Below are 23203 nucleotides of genomic sequence, written 5' to 3' on the forward strand. Positions count from 1 at the left end.
ATAATTAAGAACTGGTATCACCATAAATTCATACCTAAAAACACGTGTTGAATATCATATTACAAAAATGTAAATATTGATAAACATCATAGTTTTCTTTGAACTTTATCTTTACCTTTGATAGGTTAATTTTATTCAATTATGAAACATAAGAAAATTGTAATTTTTGAATCTGTTGGAGGTAGTGACAAAGGTGCAGACGGATACAGAAAGGATACTCTACCTATCTTAAATTCCATTAAAGATTTAGGCTGGAATGCTGAAGTAGTAAAGTTTGAAAATGATAAGGCTGAAGAAATCTTTAATTATGTAAAAGACAACTTCGACGCTTATATTAGTAGAGTAAATCCAGGCTCGTTACCTGACAATGAAAAGATATATTTTTCTATTCTATCAAAACTTTCAGAGTACGGTCTTGTAGGAATGAGCGAGCCTAAATCTATGATAAAATTCGGGGCAAAAGATGCTCTTGTAAAATTAGCAAATACCAGTCTTGTGCCTACGGATACTTTCGCTTACTATACCATAGAAGAATTCAGAAAGCGTTTCCCAAGAAGTATCTCGCATGGTGAAAGAGTTCTAAAACAAAACCGAGGAAGTACTGGGGAAGGTATTTGGAGAGTACAAGTGGAAGGTAATTTTTCTTATCGAGCAGGAGATGAGCTACCTTTAGATACACCGCTAAAATTAACCGAAGCCGTAGACAATCACGTGGAGTACAAAACTCTAGAAGAGTTTATGGATTTTTGTGAGAGGTATATTACTGGGGAAAACGGTATGTTAGTAGATATGAGATTTATGCCTAGGATTAAAGAAGGCGAAATTAGAATTCTAATGGTAGGTGAGGAACCTGTCTTTGTAGTGCACAAAAAACCAGCCAATACAGAAGATGCCTTTTCTGCTACTTTATTCTCTGGAGCACAGTACCGCTATGATAGTCCAGAGGATTGGAAGCCGCTGATGGATATTTTCCTTTCTCAACTTCCAAAAGTAAAAGAAATATTGGAGGAGAAAAACACACCTCTCATTTGGACGGCAGATTTTATGCTAGACTATCACCCAGACGGCAGCGACAAGTATGTTTTAGGCGAAATTAATTGTTCGTGTGTAGGCTTTACAAGTCACCTAGATATGGGCATACAAGAGAAAGTTGCTAAAGAAGCAATACGACTAGCGGAAGGCAGATAATATCATTTTTTAACTTTTTAAATCTCTTAAACTATAAAACTAGTTTAAGGGATTTTTCCTTTTAGAGATTGACTTCAAAGTTATCAGCATCTCCTAAAAAAGGAAATTTCTTTCTAAAGTTCTTCAGACGTTCCATATCTAAAACAACTTCTATTAAATCTCCTTTTTTATAGGAAACTTCACTTCTGTCAGGGAAAAAGCAATGGGTGCTTTCAGGGTATTCTAAGCCATTACCATCTGTACCTATCCTATTAACACCAAATACATAAGCTTGGTTTTCAATTGCTCTAGCTTTTAACAAAGTGTTCCACGCATCTATTCTTTGGATAGGCCAATTAGCCACATATAAAGCCACATCATAATCTCTCTTATTTCTACTAAATACAGGAAATCGCAAATCATAGCAAATTTGCAGTAGAAATCTCACGCCTTCGTATTCCACAATCACTCTATCATTACCTTTAGAGTAAACCTTATCTTCCCCTGAGTATGAGAAAAGATGTCTTTTATCGTAAAAATGATAATCTCCACAAGGCTTCACAAAATAAAATCTATTATAGTAATTATCATCTTCTTTAACAGAAACACTGCCTCCAATAGCAGCATTTTTATTTTTAGCGAAAGTTCTCATCCACTGTAATGCTTTTCCTTCCTCATCTGCAATTTCTTCTGGTTTCATATAAAATCCTGTAGAAAACATTTCTGGAAGGAGAAACAAGCTAGCATTAACACCCTTAAGGCGATCTTCTATTTTGCTAAAATTATCTATTGGCGATTTCCACTGAATATCAAAGTTTAAAGCTGTAATTTTAAAATCATTCATAATTAAATTGAAAAAATGGCGTTACTGTAAAGAAATATATCTTTATTTTTGAGGCTAATTTAAACTAAAAATAGATTTCTATGAAAAAAACAATTTTAATTTTAATGACATTTGTGCTAGCTCAACTTTCGTTTGCTCAAGCTTGGAATGGGAAAGGAGACCAAAAACTTCAAATAGGACTTTCTGCTTGGGGTTATGGCTCAGGACTATCTGGTACTTATGATTACGGAATTACAAACGCCATCTCACTAGGAGGTGGAGCTCATTTTTATTTCAACAATAAAAAAGACAACGGTTTTTTCTTATTTGGTAGAGCAAATTACCATTTGCAAGACGCCCTTAATCTTCCAGACCAATTAGATATTTACCCTGGCTTAGATATAGGCGTATTAGGACATGGTTTTGGGCTAGGAGCACACATTGGTGCAAGATATTTCTTCAATAAAAATTTAGGAGTTTTTGCCGAAATTGGTAATAATGGAGGACTAGGAGTTTCTATCAACTTATAAGTAAGTCCATCAACATCATTAGAAAGAGATTACCTTTGGTAGTCTCTTTTTTATTCTAAATCATTTTAGTTTATTACCTTTGCACGAATTTAAAACAAAAAATACAGCATGGATTTGTTAACCCAAATATTTCAATTTGTTCTTAGTATTTCAATTTTAGTTACCTTGCATGAGTTAGGACATTTTATTCCAGCTAAATATTTTAAGACCAAAGTCGAGAAGTTTTATCTTTTCTTTGACCCTTGGTTTTCTGTTGTTAAAAAGAAAATTGGAGAAACAGAATATGGTATAGGTTGGCTTCCGTTCGGAGGTTATGTAAAAATAGCAGGTATGGTAGACGAAAGTATGGATACCGAACAACTTAAAAAACCAGCACAACCTTGGGAGTTTCGTTCTAAACCTGCTTGGCAAAGGCTTATCATTATGCTAGGTGGTGTTACTGTGAATTTCTTTTTAGCTTGGCTTATTTATTCTTGTCTTAGCTTTTTTAATGGAGAAACTTACCACGATAATAGCAAATTTGAGGACGGAATTGCCGTAAGTGAGGCTGCCCAAAAGATGGGATTGCAAAATGGAGACAAAATAGTTGCCATAGATGGAAAACCTGCCGAAAGAATGGAAAACTCTATGATAAATCTACTTTTGTCTGACAAAATTACCGTTCTTAGAGAAGGCAAAGGGGTTACTTTTCCTACTAATGAAGATGGTGTAGCAGAAGTTATGAAAGCTAATGAAGTTAGAGCAATCTACTCTGCTAGATTTCCTGTGGTTATAGATAGTATTTTACCCAATAGTCCTGCACAAAAGGCTCAACTTAAAAAAGGAGACAAAATAGTTGGTATAAACAATACTCCTATAAAGTATTTTGATAATCTTGCCTCTGTGCTTAAAAATCTTAAAAATCAAACGACAGAAATTGAAGTTCTGAGAAATGGGAGTTTATTGAAGCAAACTATTACGGTAAATAAGGATGGAAAACTTGGTTTTACTCCCGACGAAGAAGAAAGCCTAAAATCACTTAATAGTACATTAGTAAATAAGGAGTACAGTTTACTACAAGCTATACCTAGAGGGCTAGAAAGAACAATAGACGCTCTAGTAATGCAGGTAAAACAGTTCAAAATTATTTTCAACCAAAAGACACAAGGTTATAAAAAAGTTTCTGGACCAATAGGTATCGTTAAAATGATGCCTACCACCATCAACTGGGAAGCGTTTTGGGCATTTACGGCTATGTTTTCGGTGTGGCTGGCATTCCTTAATTTACTTCCTATACCTGGTTTAGATGGCGGGCATGTTATGTTTACTTTATGGGAGATGATTACAGGAAAACCTGCACCTCAAAAAGTAATGGAAATAGCCCAGACAATTGGCGTTATTTTTCTTATGGGATTGATGTTACTTATTATAGCTAGTGATTTTTTTAAATAATTTTTTAAAAAAATTTGGAGGATATTAGAAAAAGTTTCTATATTTGCACCACGAAAAAACAACAAACCATTCCTCCTTAGCTCAGTTGGTTAGAGCATCTGACTGTTAATCAGAGGGTCGCTGGTTCGAGCCCAGCAGGAGGAGCAAAAAGACTTACAGAAATGTAGGTCTTTTTTGTTTTGTAACTCTATATCTGTAAGTTATCTAATAACTTAATATTTTTCTCATAGTCTTTAAGTCATTATTTTATCCTAGTTTTTGGGATAAAAAGGCACAAAAAAAGGCATACCCTAATTTTCTAAAAGGCATACCCTCTAAAATCTTATAACAACATGAATAATAATAAATTGCACATACTATTTGTATTGGATAAAGTTAATACAAATTCAAAAGGCATAGCACCTTTAAGGTGCAGAGTAACATATCTACAAGAGAGAAAAGTGTTCTCTATAGGAATATTCATCAACCCTAATAATTGGGATAGTAAGAAACAACTTGCAAAACCACCCAATGAAGAAAATAACTTTATCAATACACAATTAAGCCTGATTAAGAACAATATTAATCAGGCTTTTTTATTCCTTCAAGTTAAGGAAGAAAAATTTGATGTAAATGACATCTATACACAATATAAAGGAGAAACTTTAGCTAGAGAATATGGTGTGTTAGAATATTATGAAATATATCTTGAGAAACTTAAAAAACTTATAGATGTAGAGATTAAAAAGCAGACTTGGGATAAATTCAGCTATATCAGAGATGATGTAAAAGAGTTCATAAAATTTCATTACAAAAAATCTGATATTAAACTAAAAGATTTAGATTTTAACTTTATTACAGAGTTTGAATATTACTCTAAGGCTGAATTAAAGCATCAGCAGGTTACTATTAACAAGTCTTTACAGAGATTTAAAAAAGTAGTTAAACAGGCTGTTATTCAGAAATATTTAGAATCTAACCCTTTTGAAGAACATAAACCTAAAAAAGTATATCCTAAGATTGTATTTCTTACTCAAGAAGAACTTTACAAGTTAGAACATCATATATTCCAATCCGAAATACTAAATCAAGTAAAGGATTGCTACCTATTTTGCTGTTATACAGGGCTAGCATACAAGGAGATGTTTGACCTCAAGAAAGAAGATTTAATCACTAAACCTGATGGAGTTACATGGATTTATAAGAAAAGAGATAAGACAGGGAGAAATTTCTCTGTTCCTTTGATACTTCCAAAAGCACTTAAAGTGATAGAAAAATATTCTTCTGAAAGTGAATACCTTTTACCTAGAGTGAGTAATCAGTATTTCAACAGGCTACTAAAGGAAATAGCTTTTGTATTAAAAATTCCTAAAAATCTTACTCATCATACAGGCAGGAAAACATTTGCTTCCACAGTATTATTGAACAATGATATTCCTATAGAAGTTATATCTAAACTTTTAGGTCATTCTAAAATAACTACTACACAAGAATATTATGCGGAGCTAATGCCCAATAAATTAAGTGAACAGCTAAATAAATTAAAAGATAAGCTGAAATAATTTCTATATTTAACTGTGCTGTATTAAATTTACAGCATAGTTATTTTTTTATGCAATTAGAAATTACCAACTCTGCTTTCCAAGATTACCCTATAGAATTTAAGGAAATCAATCCTGAAGATTTTCAATATATTTTCAACCCTGATGGAACTAGAGAAGAAAGAAATTGTTTTGAAATTGAAAATAATGGAGAGAAAATCATTGTTTCTCCTAATGAAGATGGTTATATCAATGAAGAATTACAAAGCCACATTGAACTAGAACATAAAAATACTGTGGTTATTAATGCAGCAGTAGGACAAGGCAAATCTTACTCAATTATACAAATCATAAAAAGGTATTATGATGCTATGCAAAATGGAGGGCAACAATACCTCATTTTTGTAGCTAGTCCATTTGTGAGTTTAGTAAAGCAATACTATGACGATATTGTAGAAGCAGGAATACCTGAAAGCCAAATTTACAATTATAACAATCTTGGGAGATATACTGAAACAAACTATCTTGACAGAGCTATACAAGTTATTACTGTAAATACCCTTTTAGGAAATCCTGGGGAAGATGGTTTTAAAAACTCTGACATCAAGAGAGAATATCTCAATCACCTAACTACATACTGCGAGGAAAACAATATTAAAGCAGTTTTTATTTATGATGAGTTGCATGATTCTTTTCAGAACTTCAAACAAAAATATATATTTAATCTATGGAAATGGAGGAATGTAATACACAAAAATTTTGTACTAAGTGCCACCTATAATGAGGCTTCTAAAGTAGTTATAGAATATCTAGCTGAACTCACAGATTTTAAAATTCAAATTATAGAATCTGAAAGAGTAAGATTTCCTCAAAAGCAAAGCTCTCTGTATTTACATTATTCTCCTGACAATAATTTTACTTCTAGCACATTAGAAATCAAAGAACTAATCACAAAACTAATCTCTAGAGGAAAGAAAATAGACATCTTATGTTATTCTAAAACTTTAGCAAAAAGCCTGCTTAATTCTAGAGATAAAATAGGAAAACTACTTGTAGAAACCTATGGAGAAATAAAAGATTGTACTTCTGAACTCATCACTAACCAAAGACCTGAAAATGAAGAGCCAAAAAACCAGTTTGATAATACAAAATGTAATGTTGGCACTAACTTTAAGACAGGAGTAAGTATTAGGAAAGAAAACCATGCATTTATCATTATTCTTCCACCTAGAAGTACAAGAATGTGGTTCAGAAATAAATATGGCATTTTTTCAGGAGGCATCAACTCTGTTATTCAAGCTTTAGCTAGACAAAGAAACAAGGGAGAAATACATATTATCTTATCAAGACCAGATAAATTTGACTTTTCTACCCTAAAGCATACAGAGATGAACCCTCTACAAAAAGAGGAGTTTGAGAATTATTACAACCTAATAACCTATCATAAAGACCCTAAAAAACTAGTAAAGTATATCAAACTAAACAGACAAAATTTTTTCCTAAGAGAATTTTATGAAAATAAATTAAGAGGAAATATTAAGAATGAAATTGAAGCTATTGAGAATAATTTATCTAGGTTCAATCTAGCTAAATTAAGCTACCCTACTTATGATGAGTTTAAACTTGAAAATGGAGAAGAGTTTTTAGCTAATGAATATCCTATATTTGGAGAAGATATAAGTGCATATCTAACTTTTGCGGCATTAACCAATCAATTCATTAATTGTAAGCTGGTGGGAATTAATTATAAGAGAACATTGTTTTTTAAAGAAGGAGAGCTACAAGAAAATTTAACTCAATACTTCAATATATATTTTGGAGAAGACTACTACAATAGCATAACCACTTATTCTAATTTCAATATGTTCTATACAGAAATTAGAAATAAACTCTTCAATAGTTTTACCTTTAAATTTAAAAAAGATGCTAATAGAAGATGGGAAATCATTTCTTCATATTCAAATAAATTATTTGAAAATCAACTTCTAAGATTTTGTGCCATACAATATTTTCAAAATAACTATTATTATCCTGATGAGATTAAAAATAAAAATCATGATATTGAATATACTCGGAGCAACTATTTTTTAGATTGTATTGCTGTAGCTAGAACTATTAATCTAGAGCAAATAGACTATTCTGATGAATACAAAAACAAAATAAAGGCATATCAGAATTTAGATTATTTTAGAACTAAAGTTATAAACTATATTGGCACCACTACAAGAGGAAGAAGATTTAATTATTTACCTATAAAACCACTATCAGGTTTTTTAAATACAGATGAAACTTCAAAGGCTTTAGAAACAATTGATTTATTGATAGAAAATGATGATTTTATAGGAAATAACATTTTCAATTTTAAAAGAAATTTTGAAGACAAAACAACGGAACAAAAGATAGAGTCATTTTACAGAATTTTATTAGAAGATTTTTTTATGTCTCTCGAAACATATAAAAAAGTAACCATTAATGGAGACAGACTACTTGTTAAACCTATTACTGCTTATATCCCACTTCCTAATCCTTCTAGGGTAATTAATCTAGTACAACCTGCTGATTATGAACCAAATTATTTAGAGCAATATTCTCGGTGCATTTCAGAACTTTATGGAAGTGAAGAAACATATCAGAACATCATCAATGAGGCTTTGAAAAATCTAAACCAAGAGAATTAAACTGTCCACTTTTTGTTCAAATAATATATCCCACTACAAAAAGTGGACAGTTTAGTATATCCAAAATTAGCTATTCATACACAATCTTTGATAGGCAATTTACTTTAGGCAGTTACAATGCACATAGGAAACCTAACTGAAATTCCGTAAGCTACTTTACAATTCATAGGGGTTCTTTAGAAATCTCCCCATCCTAAAAAATCTAAGATTTAACAACGCACGAATTCAGAGGAGGACAACTCTGTTGTAAGTTTTTGTTCCAAAATTTTGGTACACAAAGTTACAAAAAATAAATGACAATTTCCAGTGTTTTAGCCTTATTTATAGTACTTTAAGACTAATAGCTAAATTGTATTTAACCTCAAAAAATATTTTTTAACCCAATAAATTTCAAAATTATGCAACTAAGACCAAGTGAAAGAAAAAGAGCCAAGATAAAAATGGCTTTACAAGGAAGTGCAGGAAGTGGTAAAACTTACTCAAGTTTGCTACTAGCACAAGGACTAACCAATGGAGACTTTTCTAAAGTAGCCATTATTGACACAGAAAATGGAAGTGCTGACTTATATGCTCATTTAGGTAATTACAATGTACTTTCTATGCAGCCTCCATTTAGTCCTCAAAAGTATGTACAAGCTATTGAAGTTTGCGAGAAAGCAGGAATGGAGGTAATTATTTTAGATAGTATTTCTCATTGTTGGGATTATCTGTTAGATTATCACAGTTCCTTAGCTGGAAATAGCTTTACCAATTGGGCTAAAATTAAGCCTTTGGAGAAATTATTTATTGATAAAATACTTCAATCTAATGCTCATGTAATTGCTACTATGAGGACTAAACAGGACTATGTACTCAATCAAAAAGATGGGAAGTTTATCCCTGAAAAAGTAGGTTTAAAGGCTGTTCAAAGAGATGGGTTAGACTTTGAGTTTACTCTAGTTTTTGATGTGGATATTAAGCATTTTGCTGTAGCTAGTAAGGACAGAACTGAAATTTTTATGGATAAACCTGAGTTTATCATCACTTCTGAAACAGGTAAGAAAATTCTAGATTGGTGTAATTCTGGAAAGCTAGAAGTTCCATCTAGCTCTAAAGAATTATCTGAGCAAGAAGTGTATCAAGAAATTCAAATGTGTAACTCCTTATCAGAGTTATTGGCTCTGTATCAGAAGTACCCACACTATCAGAAGAATTTAAAACCTGATTTTGAAGCTAAGAAATCCCTTTTAATACAATTAACCAACCCTCAAAACTTTAGTCAAAATGGACACGCAAAACATCATTAAACCTGCTACTTTAGAAGAAGCCTTTGAAATTCCAAATTCTACTACCATAATAGGGAATGAAACAAGTACAATGGAATTAAGGAATGTAGCTAAGAAATCTATTAGAGATGTATTTCTAGATAACTCTAATAGTATAGAAGATGCAGAGGTCTATTACCCAAGTAAAATGAATGAAGAACCTAAGTCTGAACCTAAAAATCAAGTTCAGACTTTTTTAATGGCTAATTCTGTAGTTACTTCTGCTGTAGAGGAACCAAAAGATAATAAGCCTAGTCCTTTCATTGTAGCTAATACTACAGAAGTACCTCTACTTCATCTAAAACAAGATTGTATTGTGCCTGTATTTAGTAAAGACAATGAGAGAACTATTGCCCATCAAGAGTTTATAGAAGTAATACTCAATGCTACTCAAAAGGTATTCCCTCATCATAGCATGACTATTCCTGAAATTAGGGTATCTCATCAAATTAAAGGGAGAGTGCCTGAGGCTATTCATAAAAATGTGAAAGATTTATTAGACCATGAGAAAACCATTTATTATGAAAGAATGGCTTTTATAGTAAAAATCCCTAGCATTACAGAGGTTGTGAATGGAAATAAGCTATCTCTTTGTATAGGAGGAGTGAGGGCATATAATCAAGAGAACTTGTATAGTAAAAAAACACTTGAGAAGTTTAAGTTTTTCATTGGGTTTCAAAATCAAGTCTGTATGAATTTGTGTGTTTGGAGTGATGGTTTTGTGGAAGATATGAGAGTTTCTAATGCATTAGAACTACAATCTAAAGCCCTAGAAGTAATGCAAAATTATAATGCAGATTTACATCTTATGGAAATGAAAGAGCTTTCTCAAGATTTTCTTACAGAACATCAGTTTGCACAACTTATAGGTAAATCTAGGCTATACCAACATCTTCCTAAATTTGAGAAGTCTAAAATCCCTGTACTTAATTTTAATGACAGCCATATTAACACTCTAGCTAAAGATTATTATGAGGATAAGAACTTCTGTAGGAAAGAAGATGGCAGGATAAATCTATGGAGTGTTTATAATCTCTTTACTCAGGCTAATAAGTCTTCTTATATAGATACTTTCCTAGACAGGAATTTGAATGCTTTTGAGTTTTCTAAAGGCATTCAAAAAACTCTCAATGGTAATTCTAGTTATCATTGGTTTTTGAGTTAATTTTTGTTTTCCACTTCATAAATTTTATTGGAGTGGAAAATTTTTATTACAATATATCGTATTTTTACACAAAATTATCTTTTTAATGGAAATTAAAAGTAAAAAAATCAATAGAATTATAGATGAAATTATAGATGAGTATGCTTATTCTCAGAATAAAGAAAGACCATGGATAATTGGATTTAGTGGGGGAAAGGACTCTACCGTATTACTTACCTTGGTTTGGATTGCTCTAAAAAAAATTAGAGAAACTTTTGATACTCCTTACCAACTTAAAAGAAAAGTTTACGTAGTTTGTAATGACACAATGGTTGAAAATCCAATAATTTCAAATTATGTAGAGGACGTTTTAAGTAAAATTTCAGTTGAAGCACGAGAACAAGATTTACCGATTTTTGTAAAAAAAACCACTCCAAAATTAGAAGAATCCTTTTGGGTTAATGTGATTGGAAAAGGGTATCCAGTTCCAAACAATGCATTTAGATGGTGTACTGATAAACTAAAGATAAGACCTACATCAAGTTTTTTAATGGAGCAAATTGATGAAAAAGGTGAAGCAATTGTTCTTTTAGGTACCAGATATGATGAAAGTGCTACAAGAGAAAGATCAATAAAGAAACATGAAGTATCAGGAAGTAGGCTGTCTAGACATCAAAGCTCAGTGAATACTTATGTATACGCTCCAATAAAAGAATTAATGCTAGAAGAAGTTTGGTACATCATTAATACAATTCCTTCTCCTTGGAAATTTGACAATTCTATTCTATTCAAAATCTATTCTGATGCCAGTGCTGATGATTATGAGTGTCCTACTGTCGTCACAAATAAAAAACACACCTCTTGTGGACAGTCTAGATTTGGTTGTTGGACTTGTACGGTGGTAAAGAATGATAAGTCAATGAATTCATTGGTTAATAATGGGCAGGAATGGATGCAGCCACTACTAAATTTTAGAAATCAACTTTCTGAAGAGAGAAATCTATCTGAAAATAGGATGGATATTAGACGAAATGGGCAACCTGCTATTAGGGAGGATGGTTCATTTAATGGAACTTATACCCATATTTACAGATATAAAATTTTAAAAAACTTATTAACAATACAAAATAACATTCAAAAAGGAAGACCTCATATTAGCCTTATTTCTAACCAAGAGCTTATTGCTATTCAGGTAATTTGGAATAGAGATGGTTATTTTGATCATAGTGTTGGTGAACTTTATAAAAGCATTTACAATAAAAACATCAGTACTAGAAGTTTAAATAGTCTTAATAATACAGAGAAAAGATTATTAAATGAAGTCTGTGAAAATGATTCAAACTATTATAATCTTATAGAGAATTTAATTACCCTACAGGAATCTAAAACTTTGATGGTTTCTAAGTTTGGAATTGGTAATGACATTGAAATGAGAATTGAATCCTTTGTAAAAAGTATAGAAAGATGAAAATTGACAAAGTAATTTTAGAAAATTTCAGAGTGTACAGTGGATTAAATAAAATAAAATTTAATGATAATCCATCAAAAAACATAACCCTTATTTCTGGTAAAAACGGATATGGTAAAACTACATTTCTCACTTCTTTAATTTGGTGCTTTTATGGTAAAATGATGGTTGAGGTTGAGGAAAAATACAGAAATGATATAAAAAATCTAGGCGGTTATGAGAAATTTTTAGAAACGTTATATTCTAAAACATCTAATAACCTTATTAACCCAGTGCTTAGTGTAGAAATTGTTTTGAATGATGTTTTAATTCCTTCTATTCCATGCAAAACATTATCAATAAAAAGAACATTTGATATCATTAGTAAATTAGAAAATTTAGAAGTTTTAATCGATGGTTTTGAAAATGAACTCACTAAACAAGTTGGTTTTGATGTATTTATTAATGATTTTGTTTTACCTAGAGAAATAGCAAAATTTTTCTTCTTTGATGCAGAAAAGATTGTTTCTCTTGCAGAAGCTAAAACCAAGAATGAACTTAAATCACTTAGTAGAGCTTATTCTGAGGTTTTAGGTATAAAAAAATATGAAGATTTAAGAAAGAATTTACAAAGTATTATTAGCAGATTTAAGAGAAATGGAGCAAATGCTTTAGAAAGAACAAAACTTGATGATTTTATTAAAAAAGAACAAGAATACAGAGAGTTAATAGAAATTAATGAAAACAAGCAAAAACTGATTGATAATGAGATCAACTCTTTGAGGCAACAATCTGAACTTTTACAGGAGAAACTAATAAGAGAAGGCAATAAAATAACTCTTAATGAACTTATGGAAATTAAGGAGCAGAGAGACTTATTGAAAGAAGACTCCATAAGGATTAAGAATAAACTTAAGAATTTTTTAGAGGTAATTCCTTTTATTATAGCGGGAAAAAAGTTTGAAGATTTAAAAAATCAGATTGACTTAGAAAAAAACTCAAAATTGACCAATCAGAAAGTTTTAATCGAAGAGTTGAAAGATTTTGCTGACAAGATAAAACATAACATCAATACTCTTGTTAAAGATGAAAAATTAAGGTTTGATTTATTATCTTCTATTAACAATGAAGTCTTTAAAAGTAGAAATATTAAAAAAAAATCTCCATCAAACATTTTGTTAGACTTAGATGAAAGTTCAATAAATATATTTGATTCATTGTACTCTAGAATAAAGAACTCTTTTTCAGAACAATTTCAATCAATAGTTCAAGAGGAAAAGAATAACAGAGTATTACTAAATAAGACTTTATATAAAATTAAAGCAGCTGAATCAAAAACAGATAATCCTGTTACTTTACAAGTTCGTGAAGACAAACTAGTTATTGATAATAAAATTTTTAAATTAATTAGAGATAAAGAAATTCTTATTGAAGAATTAGGTGGTTTAAGAAGTAAATACACTTCTACTGAAAAAATCCTTTCTGAGCTCGAAAAACAATTTAAAGTTAGAGAAACTGATTTAAAAAAATTTGAAATAACCACAAATCTTCTTCAAAAAATCTCAACTCTAATTACTAAAATTAAGGATGAAAAAAAATATTCTTTACAAAAATCTATATTGCTAGAATTTAATAAAATTATGCACAAAGAAGATTTTATTAAGAATGTAAGGGTAAATGTTCATGACGAGTATATGGATATTGACTTACTTGATAAGGAAGGATTTGTTATTGATAAAAACTTGCTTTCTAAAGGAGAACAACAGCTTTATGCAACTGCACTTTTGAAAGCTTTGGTGGTGGAGTCAGGAATAAATTTCCCTGTTTTTATAGACAGTCCATTACAGAAATTTGATAAAAATCATTCTCTAAATATTATCAAAGAGTTTTATCCTACTATCTCAGATCAAGTAGTTTTATTTCCACTATTAGAAAAAGAACTAACTTTTAATGAATTTGAACTAATGAAAGATAATATTTCCAAAGTTTATTTGATTGAAAATTTTGATAAAAAATCAAAATTCAAAGAAGTAAAAAAAATAGATGATTTATTTAATTCTAAAAACTTAGAAAATGTTTACTCAAATTAAAACTTCTAAAAAGAATAAAGACGTCGTGGCAACATTAACTAGGAAGCTAAGTTTAGGTACAGAAAATAATATTGCAAGGATTGCAATGGTCTATTCTTTATCTAAAGATATCAAACTTGACATAAAGGATTTAGAAGATTATGGAGGCAAAGAATATTCTAGGTCTGTACTTTTTGGAGATTACTATGATTATTATATTGGTTTGGTTTGTGTACACTATAACCTATACAAATCAGATAAAGAAATTCCAAAATATGTTAAACTTCATATTGACCATGGTTTATCTCTTCTTAATGAAGAAATAAACCTAAGATCCAATATTGATGGTTTTGATTTTTTGACTGAAAAAATTGCTGCATCAAAATAGAGGGAGATTATATATCTCCCTATTTCTTTATTATTTTTTAATTATCTCATCAGAAGCTATTGCTATTCCATTATGTGAAATTTTCTACTTAATAATGAAGATAGCATTTGTTTCTCTATTATTATTAAAGCCTACATATTTTTTTCAAAAATTTCATCGGGTTTAGGCAGAAATTATAAGTCGTTGTAAAAAATCCTATAGCTAAAAGAACTGTTAATAATTTTTGCTTTAAGTTTTTTATCTAGAAGCACTTTTCTTAATTGTGATATTCTAATTATGGTTGATTGGTGAAGAATCTAAATTTAATTCTATACTTACTAAATCTTTTAAGCTAACTAATTTTATTTTAGCTATCTAATTAGAGGTAATATCATTCTCCCAAAAATCTTGTGATCTTTTGAATTCATAAATAGTTTCTATATTACTACTTCTTTCAAGAAAAGCGTAAAAATCCATTGATATATAGAAGTTTATATTTTGTTAACCATCTAAATTCATTTATGATTTTTTTTAACCTCTAGTGAGTATAATTTATATTTGAGCCAATGTTTTATTTAATCTAATTTATTTAGCTACTACCGTATCATTTGCAATAATACTTTGTACTATTCTATTGTTAATAAAATTAGTAGTAAGAAATAATCATGATATAATAATTTTCAAGATATTAAAATATTTGTTTTCCCATAAAATAATCATTTTATCTTGTATTAGCAGCTTTTTAAATGTATTCAGCCTAATAGTCAGTAGAAAAGATACCTTCCCATAGTTAATATTCTCAAATAAATTATAAAAAATAAACAACACCAATTTTAACATTATAAATGATGTAGATAGCAGATTGTAAATAGAACAAAACTATATATAGAAGATAGTTTAACCAAGCTGAGTAAATATTTAGGATGGGGCGTTTTCATAAAAAATATCTTTATCAGGAAATAAGCATCCCATGAGCAAACAGACTCCTTAATCAATAAACTAAAAAGTCCATAGCAAATTAGAATTTTTATTTACAAGAATTCTAAGACAATTTATTTTTCCATATTTTTTAATTTGAGTTTTTAAAAAGTTATTACAAACCATCTCTAAAGCTTACTAACTATAATTATTAAAAATAACTAATAGCTCAAATTTAATTAAATTTTTCTTAGAAACATCACTTTCAAATGCGCTATGCGGCTCTCATTATACTGTTTTATCGTATCTACTCCATATCATTTTTTTTAATACTTGAACTAATAATCAGCCAGTTACAATTCACATACATTCTAACTAACTGATTATTAAAGTTAAATTAAAATAGCATTCTTACACTTCTTTTAAATGTTTACACCTCATTCATTATACAAATCAATAAACATGTAATGAGAATTCTCCAGCTCTCCATTTTCGAGCATTTTGTGTAAGTACTCTAATCCTCCATTAGCATATTCCTCAATAAACTTAATTATCTTGTAAATAACTTCATTTAGTTCCGAGTCATCCATATCTTCTAATTCATTCCAATTAAAACCAATTTCATCATCTTTTGTGAAAATTATCATTAGTAAAAAGTCAACTAATGAGGAATCTCTTTTCCATTTTCCCAATTCAATAAAATCTGAAGTTAAATCTCTAGGAGGGAGAGGAAGCCTTAATCCTTTCTTTAAACCAAGCATAAAGGCATAAATATAAATTTCATACAAAGGTCCAAATTGACTATATTCAGATTTTCTACTTCCTTTATTAGCCAAAACTTCTAAAACAGGAATTCTACTATTAGCATATCTTGGTCTTTTTATTAGTAAATTACTTTTAAATTCTTGACTGGTCATTACTTTAATTTTATTTTAGTAGTGAATAGCTCAACCTGTTCAACATCTTTTGGAACTTGATTGACATAGAATGTTTTTACATTAGTGTCTCTTAAGAGTTTTTTTCCTAAATCATTGATTTTCATATCATCATTACTTTTATATAAATCTTTAACTAAAACTATACTTTGTGGAAAAACCTTACCAGTGGATTCAAAAAAGCCCTCAGTAAATCCCTCTCCAAATGCTGAAATTGGAGCATCAGCAAGTAATGGATAATTATACTTTGTTGTGTTTGCAGAAATCACTGCCATAACTACAGAAAACTTTTTCATTCTTTGGAAACCCTCAGAGCTACCATGAACTGTATTTCCTGCACTATCCAAATAGTTAAAATTAATTGAACCAGAAGGAGATTTTTCAAATTTCAAAATTCCTCCAGCAAGAGAGTTATACTTTATTAATTCTTGAAAGTGTTCATTAGCATACCTTTCTAATAGAGAAATCATATTTTCATAAACTCTTTCTTTAGCTTTTAAAGTAGCATCATATAAATCACTATTTATTTCATAATTCAAATTATATCCCTCAGGGATATCAGAGGGTCTTAAACTCTGAATCTCTTTTTCAGTGTTAATAATTTTAGTCCTAAGTTCAAAAATATTTGCTTTTATTCTATCAATCTGATTAGAAGAATTTTCTAATCTTCTAATTGCTCCCTTATATCTATTTATGATAGTTTTTGCATCCTCATCTTCAGTACCTGCAATTAAAATATCTTTTCTTTCGTCTGTTAATGCTTTAACTTCCTTTTTAAGTTTTGAAACTCTTTCACTTAAAGCAATTTCTTTTTTTCTTGTTTTTAGAATGCTCTCCCTAATACCACTTATTTTATTGTAAAATGGCTGTGCATTTACTTGAATTCCATCAAACAGAGCTACAAGGTTATTTTTTACAAATTCAACATCTTTTTTTTCATCAACAGCCCTATTTCTAAGTTTAATAAAATGATTATGCGGTTCTGTTCCTGCTTTAGCTGGTCTATCACACACAAAACAATGTTCCTTATCAATCATGTTTTTTAAAGAAACAGCATCTGGAGAATCTAAAGGTAAAAAATGGAAAAATTTATTAGGGTCATCAGTAATATTTTTTAGTGCCTTTTTTTCAAAATGTTTTTCTCTGTAAGCTTGAATTTTTTCTTGAAATTGACTCTCCACATTATCAAATCCCAATGAAATCCAAGAAAAGTTCCCATCAAAAAACCTATTATTAATACCATCTAGAAAAGCTTCATACTCATCAGCAACTTCTCTTAGTTTTTTGTTTTTTTCCTTTATTTCTAAGTCTAATTCATTTCTTTTTTCAGCATTTGAAAAATTCTGTTCTAACTCATTTTTTTCTCTTTCTGCTTCATCATACAAGCTAATGATTTCTTGAAGTTTGGTTTCTTCATTATTTAATGATTTATCTAAATCTTCTTTAAGTTTTAGTGCTTTATCTAATCTTTCATTATGCTCATTATTAGACTTCATAATTCTGTTCAAGTCTTTTTCTGCGCTTTCTTTTAAATATTTAGATAACGAAACTAATTTTTCGTAGTCACTGATATCTGTAAGAGTCCTTACAGCATCTTCAATACTAGATTTTTTTCCAAAATCAATAATACTATCTACTTCTTCACCTTGGAAAAATGAATACTGTCTTAAATTGGGAAGTATTAGTTTTTTAATTATTTTTTCCTTTTCTTCTTCATCATAGACAGGCTTATATTTGGGTAAAACCAATTCTGTTTGATCAACTTCAGTATCATTCATTATGACTTGCCAACTATCAGCAGATGTAATATCCTCTCTAATTTTTGTTGCTGTAAAAGATTTTTTAATTCTATATTTATGTCTACCTGTAGAATACTCTATCTGAATTCCAGTTTCAACACTAGCTCCTATTGAAGTTTCTAACTTTGCCTTGTCTGAAATAATTTTTACTGGAATATCTTTTATTCCTTTCTTTATTTTATCGTCAGAATCTAAAACTTGATCATAAAATAACCAAAGAAAAGCATTGAAAAACTTAGATTTTCCCGCTCCATTATCTGCAACTATGATATTGACACCCTCTTCAAAATCATATCTCGTATCATCATAATCACCATAATAATTAAAGAAATTTTTGAATGAAATACTGTTTATAATAGAAGCCATACTATCCTATATTATGAATGTTTTTAATTTTTCTATAAATCTGTAAATCATTTAGATTGTTATCTCTATCATTAATCATTACAGACAAAACCTCAATTAGTTTATTATTGTAGGGAGGATTTGTAGTCAAGTTTACTAAAATTGTTTTATCAATTTTATATTTTTTAAGCAACTCTTCATCTGAAAGAATTTCTTTAAGTATTTTATTTCTTTCCATATTATAATTCGTTTATTATTGTATCTAAATCCAAATTGTACTTTCTACAAACTTGTTCTAAATTATTTCTAGAATCATAAAAGTTCATTGAAAGACTTGCAAAATAACTAACTCTCCTTAACTCATTTTTAACAAGGTTTCTTTCCATATTAAAGAGTTCCTCATTATTATCATTAAGTTTTGGTACAACTACCATATCAAATATTGTAGCAAAGGGTTTATCATCATGTAATCTTAATAACCTTCCTCTTCTCTGAATAAACTGTCTTGGGTTTCCTGTACTACTTGCAAAGATTCCTATTTCTGCTCTAGGTATATCAACACCTTCATCTAACATTTTCATTGCAAAAAGTAAGTCAATCTTACCATCACCAAACCCCCTTAAGATTTCATCTAGATTCTGACCATCACCAATATAGGAGTTCATTCTCAAATTTGGTATAGCTTCATTTCCTGCTATTAGGAATTGATTTAAAATTCTTTCTGCATTTCTATCTTCATTATAAACATATCCTTCAGGAATATAGCAAAAAATATATTTTAGCTTATTCATTCTTTTTAATTCATTTAAGATTTCAACAAAACAAGAAATTTTGTTTCTAGCTTTATGTATTATGTTTTTTCTTAAAAGTAAAAGTTTTTCAACCACTGGATCGTTTTTAAATGAACCCTTTTCAAAATCAAAATATCTTAATAACTTTTTTGAAATATCTGTATATCTTTCAAGTTCTTCATCATTTAATTCTACTAAATATGGATAATACTTATATTGAGTTAAGTACCCTTCATCTAATGCCTGTTTCATGCTAAAGGAGTATGTATAAGGCTCTTTGTCTTTGAAAAATAAATCAATAAACTCTGAACCCTCCAAATCATAAATCCTCTTTGGTGTTGCAGACAAACCAATCCTTCTTTCAATAGTGCTGTCTTTTATAGCTTTTTTAATTGTTTTTGCCCCAAGGTTATGTGCTTCATCAGCTATTAAGGTAAAGCCTTTTTCAATTTTTTTGAAATATTTTTGAAACTTAGCAGTTGAAAAACTATTGTATGTTGAAATAATAATTAAGTCTTTTTTTATTCCTGCCAAATAGTTACTTGTGAAATTTGACAATTCTTTTTCCCAATTATTTCCACCACCAACTTTAATAATGTTTTGAAAATTAAATTCTAATACCTCTTCTTCCCATTGATTTAACAGAGCAATACTAGGAACTAAAATTATGGACAAATATGACTGAGTTTTGTTATACTCATTTAATATACAAATCAAAGATGTTTTAGTTTTTCCAGTTCCAGTAGCCATTCCAAATATACCTTTATAGTTGTTTTTAACCCAATTTTCATAAGCTGTAATTTGATATGGTCTTGGTAAACCATTTCTAGGGAACTTTGGTATAATTTGTATTTGTTCTATTATCTCTTCAAATCTTAATTTTCTTTTATTTCTTATACTAACAATCTTTTGGGAAATTTCATCTTTACCATTAAGATTGTAAGAATCATCTAATAGTTCATGTAATTCTTTAGGTTTACCTATAGTATCAATAACTTTAATTAATTCGTCATTTCCAATATGCCTATAATCTGGATGACTGTTATTAAATATATCATTGAATTTTTTTACATTTCCTGTTATTCTTCTTTTTGATAAATCCCCATTCCATGGAACTTCAACTTGAAAATGTTCTGCATTTTTTAATAATGCTGATAAAGTAAAATTAATACTTCCTGCGGTTGTAATGGTATCCCTGCCATCATTTAAAATCATAATTTTGGAATGTGACATAGAATTACCCCTAAATTTAACAGGTCTTATTTCTAATCTGCCTTGATTTTTTAGATACAATAAACAGTCAAAAAAGTGTTTACTTTCTGGACTAAGATTTTTTTGAAGTTTTGAAAGATCTGAGAATATATTAATTATTTCTTCACTAACTTCCTTCTCATTATTAATTATAAAATCATAATCATCTTTGCTAAAGAAGTGGTTAGTTATAAGTCTCATACTTCCACCATTATAAATAAACTCCGCTAGACTCATTGACAAAGCCTTAATAGCATTGGTGCTAAAATACCCTAACAATAAATCTATTTTTTTAGAAATAGGAAATGCCTCCTCATAAAACTCCAAAGGCATATGCTCACTATCAGAGCTGTATTCATAAGTTTTAGGAAAAATAATATGTTCTTTAAAAGTTTTACTCAAAATGGTTAATTAATTTTCATCAAAAATAATAAATAATTCATTACAAAAATAGTATTGTTATTTAACTAATTTTTTTCTATTTTTTTCTCCCTATCTCTAAATTCCACACTTGTAAATGTCCCTGCAAAACACCCCCTCCCTTATTTAAGAAATCTAAATACCCCACCCTTAAAGGGTTAATAGAACTTTTATTCTCAGGAGGATAAAATAATGGAACAAACTAGGTCTAATCATACATCAATGCTATATCTATATTAGCTATATAGAATGCATAGGGTATTATAAATGTTTAGCTACTTCTCTAAAAGATTAGTATCTAGCTTTAATTATTAGTTTACAAAACATCAAAACTAATATTCTATTTCTAGAATATCTACCTATCTAATATTTTTTATCTCTTACCTCCCCAAACCCCTCTCACTTATTCTTGCACATCACTCAATGTGTAGAGTAAGTTGTAGTAATGCTTTTTTGTATTTCTCTAGGTGATAGCAGTAGAAATAAATTATTCTTACTTACAACTTATAAAATCAAAAAGTTTAACTCAAAAATCAAAAACAATGGTAAGAATTATCAATTACAAACAAAGAGTGGCAGAAGATGGAAGAGAATTTTTTGCACTAGAAATTTCAGGTGGTATAGAAATGGTACAATCCCAAACTACAGGGCAGTATTATGCTACTGCAAAAAAAGCCTACATCACTTCAACCTTTGATGAAGAAACTTGTAAGGCTTTAATAGGGACTGAAATGGCAGGTTCTGTAGAAAGACAATCTTGTGAACCTTATGAGTATACTAATAGAGAAACAGGAGAGGTAACAATACTAGAGCATAGATATGTATATGTTCCAGAAAAGTCTCCTAATCCTGCTATAGAAAAGAACTTTGAAACAAATTCAAATTCTTTTTCTAGAAATGGTAAATATGAACTAGAACAAGCATTTTAGATTTTACAATAGTAATGAGTTTTAACTTTCCCTACTTCTAAGTAAGTACCTATAAGTTAGAACTCATTATTTTTTTTCTATTAAACCACCAATCTATTCCCTATTATGGTAGTAATTTTAGAGATTTTAGTAAAAAAATAAAATCTTAATGTGTGTGTATGTGTAGTATGTACTTAAAAAAAGGGGATTTTGAGCTAAAAATAATATTCCTAGATATAATATTATAGCCAAATTGTAGCAGTAACAGTAGTATATCAGATATTAGTTTTCTATATCTACCAAATCACTTATTTTAATTTCTAGGGCTTCTGCAATTCTATATAATGTGTAGATGGTTGGATTGGTTCTTCCTGATTCTATTCTAGAAATATTGGTAGGGTCTATTTCTCCTTGCATTTTACCTACTAGTTCCACTTGAGATAACCCTTTAGATTCTCTCATCTCCTTAACTTTTTTTCCTATTTTTTTAAGAATTTCAGTTTTTTCCAACTTGACTTATTTGACAAGTCAAAATTACTCCTTACATTTGCCTAACTAAATGCCATATATGACAATATTTAATTTCTACTCTACATGAAATGAGGGAAATTAGAACTAAATCAACTAATAAAATTTAATAACTATGTTTAAAAATCCTTTTTCTTTTAGTGGTAGAATTAGAAGAACTGAGTATGGAATTAGTTTTATAATCTACATCATATTGCTTTCAATTATTTCTTCCTATCAAGAATTTCTAATTCAAGATATAGCTGATAGTGAAGAAAATACTTATTTATTAACTCTTACCTTTCTATTATATATACCATTACTCTGGTTTATTATAGCACAAAATACCAAAAGATGTCATGACAGAGGGAATAGTGGTTTTTATCAATTTATTCCATTTTATACCCTATGGCTAATATTTGGTGAAGGGGAACCAAATGCTAATGAATATGGGGAGAATCCAAAAGATAAAATACAATTAACACCTAATAAACCTTTAAATGGAAAAAAAATGAATGGAAATTACTCAAAGTTTATTCAAAAGATAAAACAGATGAAATTTATCAATAAGATTAATTCTCTTAATTTATCATCAGATGAAATCATAGTACTTTCAGCAGTCACTGGAACATTTGTAGCAACACTATTGGGTTGTATTTTGGGAGAGACCATATATTATTATGGGGATGGTGATAGGGCATCTGCTGATAGTTATTCCTATAGTGAATTTCATTTTAACTATGTCTGTGCAATTGCTAGTTTCATTATTGTGGGAGGATTGGTATATCTCTACTTAAATAGAGAAAATAAAAAAAATAATAATTAAACAAGTTCTATCCCTTTTAGAAT

General features: G+C 29.4%; 18 protein-coding genes and 1 tRNA gene. 13 read left to right on the forward strand and 6 right to left on the reverse strand.

Translation table 11 applies throughout. The features are described from left to right. Window positions 1-141: 141 nt before the first annotated feature. The gene (locus D1J36_RS05110) at window positions 142-1188 is read left to right on the forward strand and encodes a Cj0069 family protein (protein WP_154137475.1); all 1047 of its coding nucleotides are present in this window, start codon (window positions 142-144) and stop codon (window positions 1186-1188) included. 61 nt (window positions 1189-1249) lie between these two features. On the opposite strand, the gene D1J36_RS05115 is transcribed toward D1J36_RS05110, so the two are convergent. Beyond that, window positions 1250-2011 carry an amidohydrolase gene (locus D1J36_RS05115; protein WP_154137476.1) on the reverse strand — a complete coding sequence of 254 codons (762 nt, stop codon included), beginning with the start codon at window positions 2009-2011 and terminating at the stop codon, window positions 1250-1252. A gap of 80 nt (window positions 2012-2091) precedes the next feature. Here D1J36_RS05115 and D1J36_RS05120 point away from each other — a divergent pair, with 80 nt between their 5' ends. The 10 genes from D1J36_RS05120 to D1J36_RS05165 all read left to right on the forward strand — a co-directional run bounded on the left by D1J36_RS05120 (window position 2092) and on the right by D1J36_RS05165 (window position 14501). Beyond that, window positions 2092-2520, forward strand: coding sequence for a DUF6646 family protein (locus tag D1J36_RS05120; protein WP_154137477.1), 429 nt, complete (start codon window positions 2092-2094; stop codon window positions 2518-2520). 108 nt (window positions 2521-2628) lie between these two features. Further along, window positions 2629-3951, forward strand: coding sequence for an RIP metalloprotease RseP (gene rseP, locus D1J36_RS05125; RefSeq protein WP_154137478.1), 1323 nt, complete (start codon window positions 2629-2631; stop codon window positions 3949-3951). 70 nt (window positions 3952-4021) lie between these two features. Beyond that, window positions 4022-4095 (forward strand) — tRNA-Asn (locus D1J36_RS05130). A gap of 188 nt (window positions 4096-4283) precedes the next feature. Next, window positions 4284-5492, forward strand: a complete 1209-nt coding sequence (locus tag D1J36_RS05135; RefSeq protein WP_154137479.1) for a site-specific integrase — start codon at window positions 4284-4286, stop codon at window positions 5490-5492. Between the two features lie 50 nt (window positions 5493-5542). Beyond that, window positions 5543-8149 (forward strand): DEAD/DEAH box helicase family protein, encoded by a 2607-nt coding sequence (locus tag D1J36_RS05140; protein ID WP_252339336.1) that lies wholly within the window; start codon window positions 5543-5545, stop codon window positions 8147-8149. A gap of 398 nt (window positions 8150-8547) precedes the next feature. After that, window positions 8548-9435, forward strand: coding sequence for an AAA family ATPase (locus D1J36_RS05145; protein WP_004916193.1), 888 nt, complete (start codon window positions 8548-8550; stop codon window positions 9433-9435). Further along, window positions 9413-10618: a DUF3871 family protein gene (locus D1J36_RS05150; protein WP_154137480.1), complete on the forward strand. Its 1206-nt coding sequence runs from the start codon at window positions 9413-9415 to the stop codon at window positions 10616-10618. Before D1J36_RS05145 ends, D1J36_RS05150 begins: the two co-directional genes overlap by 23 nt. A gap of 85 nt (window positions 10619-10703) precedes the next feature. Next, window positions 10704-12065, forward strand: coding sequence for a DNA phosphorothioation system sulfurtransferase DndC (gene dndC, locus D1J36_RS05155; protein ID WP_154137481.1), 1362 nt, complete (start codon window positions 10704-10706; stop codon window positions 12063-12065). After that, window positions 12062-14134: an AAA family ATPase gene (locus D1J36_RS05160; protein ID WP_154137482.1), complete on the forward strand. Its 2073-nt coding sequence runs from the start codon at window positions 12062-12064 to the stop codon at window positions 14132-14134. The genes dndC and D1J36_RS05160 overlap by 4 nt, the downstream gene beginning before the upstream one ends. Next, a complete protein-coding gene (locus tag D1J36_RS05165; RefSeq protein WP_154137483.1) occupies window positions 14118-14501 on the forward strand; it encodes a DndE family protein in 384 nt (127 codons plus the stop codon). The genes D1J36_RS05160 and D1J36_RS05165 overlap by 17 nt, the downstream gene beginning before the upstream one ends. Window positions 14502-15835: 1334 nt before the next feature. Here the strand turns inward: D1J36_RS05165 and D1J36_RS05170 are convergent. Genes D1J36_RS05170 through D1J36_RS05185 form a run of 4 tightly spaced genes read right to left on the reverse strand, consistent with a single transcriptional unit; the run spans window position 15836 to window position 20921 of the window. Beyond that, window positions 15836-16315, reverse strand: a complete 480-nt coding sequence (locus tag D1J36_RS05170) for a hypothetical protein (RefSeq protein ID WP_154137484.1) — start codon at window positions 16313-16315, stop codon at window positions 15836-15838. Further along, window positions 16315-18498, reverse strand: coding sequence for an AAA family ATPase (locus tag D1J36_RS05175; protein WP_154137485.1), 2184 nt, complete (start codon window positions 18496-18498; stop codon window positions 16315-16317). The genes D1J36_RS05170 and D1J36_RS05175 overlap by 1 nt, the downstream gene beginning before the upstream one ends. Window position 18499: 1 nt before the next feature. Then, window positions 18500-18715 (reverse strand): hypothetical protein, encoded by a 216-nt coding sequence (locus D1J36_RS05180; RefSeq protein ID WP_154137486.1) that lies wholly within the window; start codon window positions 18713-18715, stop codon window positions 18500-18502. Window position 18716: 1 nt separating this feature from the next. After that, window positions 18717-20921: a DEAD/DEAH box helicase family protein gene (locus D1J36_RS05185; protein WP_154137487.1), complete on the reverse strand. Its 2205-nt coding sequence runs from the start codon at window positions 20919-20921 to the stop codon at window positions 18717-18719. 560 nt (window positions 20922-21481) lie between these two features. Between D1J36_RS05185 and D1J36_RS05190 the strand changes: the two genes are divergently transcribed. After that, on the forward strand, window positions 21482-21868 hold the full coding sequence (locus D1J36_RS05190) for a hypothetical protein (RefSeq protein WP_154137488.1): 387 nt from the start codon (window positions 21482-21484) through the stop codon (window positions 21866-21868). Window positions 21869-22129: 261 nt separating this feature from the next. On the opposite strand, the gene D1J36_RS05195 is transcribed toward D1J36_RS05190, so the two are convergent. Further along, window positions 22130-22357 carry a helix-turn-helix domain-containing protein gene (locus D1J36_RS05195; protein WP_014938363.1) on the reverse strand — a complete coding sequence of 76 codons (228 nt, stop codon included), beginning with the start codon at window positions 22355-22357 and terminating at the stop codon, window positions 22130-22132. Between the two features lie 133 nt (window positions 22358-22490). Between D1J36_RS05195 and D1J36_RS05200 the strand changes: the two genes are divergently transcribed. Next, window positions 22491-23180: a DUF805 domain-containing protein gene (locus D1J36_RS05200; protein WP_154137489.1), complete on the forward strand. Its 690-nt coding sequence runs from the start codon at window positions 22491-22493 to the stop codon at window positions 23178-23180. Window positions 23181-23203: the final 23 nt, after the last annotated feature.

Source organism: Riemerella anatipestifer (genome assembly GCF_009670965.2).
Taxonomy (GTDB): domain Bacteria; phylum Bacteroidota; class Bacteroidia; order Flavobacteriales; family Weeksellaceae; genus Riemerella; species Riemerella anatipestifer_B.

Coding starts and splice junctions, on each gene's coding strand:
- D1J36_RS05110 (WP_154137475.1), top strand. CDS start 142: ATGAAACATAAGAAAATTGTAATTTTTGAATCTGTTGGAGGTAGTGAC.
- D1J36_RS05115 (WP_154137476.1), bottom strand. CDS start 2,011: ATGAATGATTTTAAAATTACAGCTTTAAACTTTGATATTCAGTGGAAA.
- D1J36_RS05120 (WP_154137477.1), top strand. CDS start 2,092: ATGAAAAAAACAATTTTAATTTTAATGACATTTGTGCTAGCTCAACTT.
- rseP (WP_154137478.1), top strand. CDS start 2,629: ATGGATTTGTTAACCCAAATATTTCAATTTGTTCTTAGTATTTCAATT.
- D1J36_RS05135 (WP_154137479.1), top strand. CDS start 4,284: ATGAATAATAATAAATTGCACATACTATTTGTATTGGATAAAGTTAAT.
- D1J36_RS05140 (WP_252339336.1), top strand. CDS start 5,543: ATGCAATTAGAAATTACCAACTCTGCTTTCCAAGATTACCCTATAGAA.
- D1J36_RS05145 (WP_004916193.1), top strand. CDS start 8,548: ATGCAACTAAGACCAAGTGAAAGAAAAAGAGCCAAGATAAAAATGGCT.
- D1J36_RS05150 (WP_154137480.1), top strand. CDS start 9,413: ATGGACACGCAAAACATCATTAAACCTGCTACTTTAGAAGAAGCCTTT.
- dndC (WP_154137481.1), top strand. CDS start 10,704: ATGGAAATTAAAAGTAAAAAAATCAATAGAATTATAGATGAAATTATA.
- D1J36_RS05160 (WP_154137482.1), top strand. CDS start 12,062: ATGAAAATTGACAAAGTAATTTTAGAAAATTTCAGAGTGTACAGTGGA.
- D1J36_RS05165 (WP_154137483.1), top strand. CDS start 14,118: ATGTTTACTCAAATTAAAACTTCTAAAAAGAATAAAGACGTCGTGGCA.
- D1J36_RS05170 (WP_154137484.1), bottom strand. CDS start 16,315: ATGACCAGTCAAGAATTTAAAAGTAATTTACTAATAAAAAGACCAAGA.
- D1J36_RS05175 (WP_154137485.1), bottom strand. CDS start 18,498: ATGGCTTCTATTATAAACAGTATTTCATTCAAAAATTTCTTTAATTAT.
- D1J36_RS05180 (WP_154137486.1), bottom strand. CDS start 18,715: ATGGAAAGAAATAAAATACTTAAAGAAATTCTTTCAGATGAAGAGTTG.
- D1J36_RS05190 (WP_154137488.1), top strand. CDS start 21,482: ATGGTAAGAATTATCAATTACAAACAAAGAGTGGCAGAAGATGGAAGA.
- D1J36_RS05200 (WP_154137489.1), top strand. CDS start 22,491: ATGTTTAAAAATCCTTTTTCTTTTAGTGGTAGAATTAGAAGAACTGAG.